The organism is Streptomyces sp. (genome assembly GCF_035644915.1).
Lineage (GTDB): Bacteria > Actinomycetota > Actinomycetes > Streptomycetales > Streptomycetaceae > Streptomyces.
Map to the genome: position 1 here is coordinate 1 of NZ_DASQNP010000048.1, position 3,954 is coordinate 3,954.

Here is a 3,954-nt window from a genome sequence, read left to right on the forward strand (position 1 = left end):
CGCTCGCCCTGGTAGACCTGGATCTGCACCGACGGCTGGTTGTCCTCGGCGGTGGTGAAGATCTCCGAGCGCTTGGTCGGGATCGTGGTGTTGCGCTCGATCAGCTTGGTCATGATGCCGCCCTTGGTCTCGATGCCGAGGGACAGCGGGGTGACGTCCAGCAGCAGGACGTCCTTGACCTCGCCCTTGAGCACACCGGCCTGCAGGGACGCACCGATGGCGACGACCTCGTCCGGGTTGACGCCCTTGTTGGCCTCCTTGCCGCCGGTCAGCTCCTTCACCAGGTCCGTCACCGCGGGCATCCGGGTGGAGCCGCCCACCAGGATCACGTGGTCGATGTCGGAGACCCTGATCCCGGCGTCCTTCACCGCCTGGTGGAAGGGGCCCTTGCAGCGCTCCAGCAGGTCCTGGGTGAGCTGCTGGAACTGGGCGCGGGTGAGCTTCTCGTCCAGGTGCAGCGGGCCCTCGGCGGAGGCGGTGATGTAGGGCAGGTTGATCGTCGTCTCCGTGGTGGCCGACAGCTCGATCTTCGCCTTCTCCGCGGCCTCGCGCAGGCGCTGGAGGGCCATCTTGTCCCTGGACAGGTCCACGCCGTAGGCGTTCTTGAACTGCTTGACCAGGTGGTCGACGATCCGCTGGTCCCAGTCGTCGCCCCCCAGATGCGTGTCGCCCGAAGTGGACTTGACCTCGACGACGCCGTCGCCGATCTCCAGCAGCGACACGTCGAACGTACCGCCACCGAGGTCGAAGACCAGGACGGTCTGGTCCTCCTTCTCCAGCCCGTAGGCGAGCGCGGCGGCGGTCGGCTCGTTGATGATCCGCAGGACGTTCAGACCGGCGATCTCACCGGCCTCCTTCGTCGCCGTGCGCTGCGCGTCGTTGAAGTACGCCGGGACGGTGATCACCGCGTCGGCGACGTTCTCACCCAGGTACGTCTCCGTGTCGCGCTTGAGCTTCTGGAGCACCCGGGCGGAGATCTCCTGGGCCGTGTACCGCCTGCCGTCCACGTCCCCCTTCTCCGGGAAGCGCCAGTCCGCCTCCCCCATGTGGCGCTTCACGGAGCGGGCGGTGCGCTCCACGTTCGTCACGGCCTGCCGCTTGGCGATCTCCCCCACCAGCACCTCGCCGGCCTTGGCGAACGCCACCACCGAGGGGGTCGTCCGCGCACCTTCCGCATTGGTGACCACGGTGGGCTCGCCGCCCTCCAGGACACACACCACGGAGTTCGTCGTACCGAGGTCGATACCGACCGCACGTGCCATCGTCGCCCTCCTTACCCTGCCGCACGGGGGAACGAGCAAGGCGTTGGTTGTCTATGACTCCTGCATAAAACTTGAGTCACCTCAAGTCAAGCAAATGCGAACAATCTACTGTTAAACCTGCGAAAACAGACAACCGATGTTCCCGGGCGACGCTCTCTGAAACGGCCCCGCCGTTCGGAGGGCGGACAGCGGGTTCACCGCGGCCACCAGGCGTACAGGCCCGCGACGACCAGCTTGCGCACGGCGACCACGGCGGCCGCCGCCGCGAGGGCGTCCCACGTCGGCTCGCCGACCAGCCGGAGCAGACCCGCCGCGGTGAGGAAGTCCAGCAGGACGGCCATCGCGGCCCGGGCCGACCGCGCCGCCGCGAGCACCACCGCCGCGGCCACCAGGCCGAAGGCGGTGGTCACCAGGGCGGCCACATGGACGACGGCTGTCACGACGGCCCCGCCGGGGAACGGGAGGCGCCCGTCCCATCAGGGGCCTCCCCCTGCCGGTCGCGCTCGATCTCGGCGCGTTCGTGGGCGAGCTCGCGACCGAGGAAGAAGTTCAGCGCGGTGCGGATGGCCGCGATCGCGGCGAGCTGGCCGATCTCGGTGAAGCTCGGCGCGACGGCCGTGCGCAGCACGTCCCCGGCGAGCTGGAACTCCAGGCCCAGCGCCAGGAAGCGGCCCAGGCCGAGCCGGATCCCGGTGAACTCGCGGGCCCGGCCGGCCACCCCGCGGGCCCGGCCGGCAGTGCGCACCCCCACCAGGACGAAGCGGCCGAACGCCCAGACCGCGCCCACGAAGATGATCACCGCTCCGGCCGCCTCCACCAGTCTCACCAGGAGGTCGACCACGTTCCGGAGCGCGGACTCGGGCAGCACGTCCAGGGGCGGTTCCACGTTCCGCGAGTACCCCTCCCACCCCGTTCACCCCGCCCGCCGCGCAGGCCCTACGGTCCCGCGGTCTGACGCTTGTTGACGGCGGCAACCGGCGCCCTGCCGGACGAGCGGCGCCCTGCCGGATGAGCGGCGTCCGGCGGCGCGGCGCGCCCGGCGACCACCATCGTGTGCGGCAAGCGATCCGGCGACGGTCAGATAGCGACTGCTTGGCACACTTTTTGCGCAACGGTGGTCCGGATCGCTCTCGCCGCCCGCTCGCCCGGGCCGTACCGCGACACCCGTGGCGCGGCGGCCGATCGCCGGACGAGCCGACGGGCACGGCGCTCCCCGGGGCGCGACCGGCGCCTTCCCGGGCAGCCCAACGGCGGCGCCCGGTCGGCGCGGGCGGTGATGCGTGGGTGTGCGGCCGACACACGGACGCGGGCCGGGCCGGTGGGGACGGGCGGCCGCGTCGGCGCCGTGCCCGGCGGCGGTGCGCCGGGCACGGCGGTTCACACCGCGGCCGGGTCGCCGGAGGCGCTGTCGGTCCCGCTGCGCACCGTCTTCTCGGGCCGTTCCGCCGGCGGGGCGGCCCGGGTGAACAGCAGCACCAGCAGGACGAGTCCGCCCACGGCCGCCATCACCAGGAAGCCGGAGGCGATCGAGGTGGCACCGATCACGGGGCCGACGGCCAGCGGGGCGATGAACTGGCCGGTGAAGTTGGCCGTGCCCGACAGGGACATGGCCTGCCCGCGCAGCGCGGGCGGCGCCGTCTCGCCGATCATCATGGCGAGGGCGGGCACCGCGATGCCGCTGCCGAGGCCGAACAGGGAGGCCGCCGCGGTGAGGAGCGCGGGGTGGTCCGTCAGGCCGGCGATGACGAAGGTCAGGGCCCAGGCGGCCAGGGCCAGGCGGAGCAGGTTGTCGTACCCGAGCCCGGCCTTCAGCTTGGCGTAGCCCAGGCCGATCAGGCTGCCCGCGACGGACGTGCTGGTGGTGACCAGGGAGATGAGGAACGGCTCGCCGACACCGATCTCCGTCAGCCGCTGCGGCAGGAAGACCGCCAGCACGTACAGCAGGAACGAGCCGAAGAGCGAGAGGGCGTACAGGCCCAGCAGCCGCGGGTGCCGCCGCAGCAGGGTCACCGCGCCGCCGCTCCCGGCCCGGCCCTCGGCCGGGAGGTTCGGCATCACCACGAGCATCGCGATGCCGATCGGGATGCCGAGCAGGTAGACGGCGAAGGGTCCGTGCCAGGACAGGCCGCCGAGGGCGCCGCCGATCAGCGGCCAGACGATGCCGCCCAGGCCGATGGCGGTGGACCGCCAGCCCGCCACCCGGTCGCGCTGCTCGCCCTGGTAGAGCGCCAGCAGCGCGACCGTGGTGCCGGTGAACACCGCCGCCGCACCGATCCCGAAGAGGAAGCGGCTGGCGATCAGCGCCGGGTACGACTCGGTGACCAGTCCGGCGCCGCCGGCGACGCCGTACAGCAGCAGGCCGCCCACGAGCGGGGTGCGCAGCCCCCAGCGGTCGATGGACCAGCCGACGAACGGGCTGACGACCGCCAGCGACAGGCCGTGGGCGGTGAGGATCAGGCCGGCGCCGGTGCCGCTGACGCCGAGTTCGCCGCGGATGACCCCCACCACGGGGGTGAGGATGGCCCCCGCCATCACCGTGAGGGTCGAGGCGAGCAGGAGCACGACCAGGGTCGCCCGGTGCGGTAACGCGGCGGGAGGAGCGGACGGCGCGGGGGACGGGGGCGGCGTCGGTGTGGCCATCGTGAGCCTCCTGGGAGGAGAGGGGCGGAAAGAGGGGCAGGGGTCGGTGCCC

4 protein-coding genes are annotated in these 3,954 nt (G+C 72.3%); all 4 read right to left on the minus strand.

Going from position 1 to position 3,954, the window contains the following annotated elements:
• Positions 1-1,262 (minus strand): molecular chaperone DnaK (gene dnaK / locus VE546_RS05150; protein WP_324918994.1); only part of this gene is annotated, 1,262 nt, incomplete at its 3' end.
• Positions 1,263-1,456: 194 nt separating this feature from the next.
• Positions 1,457-1,702 carry a hypothetical protein gene (locus VE546_RS05155; protein ID WP_324918997.1) on the minus strand — a complete coding sequence of 82 codons (246 nt, stop codon included), beginning with the start codon at positions 1,700-1,702 and terminating at the stop codon, positions 1,457-1,459.
• Positions 1,699-2,148 carry a DUF1622 domain-containing protein gene (locus VE546_RS05160; RefSeq protein WP_324919000.1) on the minus strand — a complete coding sequence of 150 codons (450 nt, stop codon included), beginning with the start codon at positions 2,146-2,148 and terminating at the stop codon, positions 1,699-1,701. Before VE546_RS05160 ends, VE546_RS05155 begins: the two co-directional genes overlap by 4 nt.
• Positions 2,149-2,639: 491 nt before the next feature.
• Complete coding sequence (locus VE546_RS05165; protein WP_324919003.1) at positions 2,640-3,902, minus strand: MFS transporter; 1,263 nt, start codon at positions 3,900-3,902, stop codon at positions 2,640-2,642.
• Between the last annotated feature and the right edge of the window lie 52 nt (positions 3,903-3,954).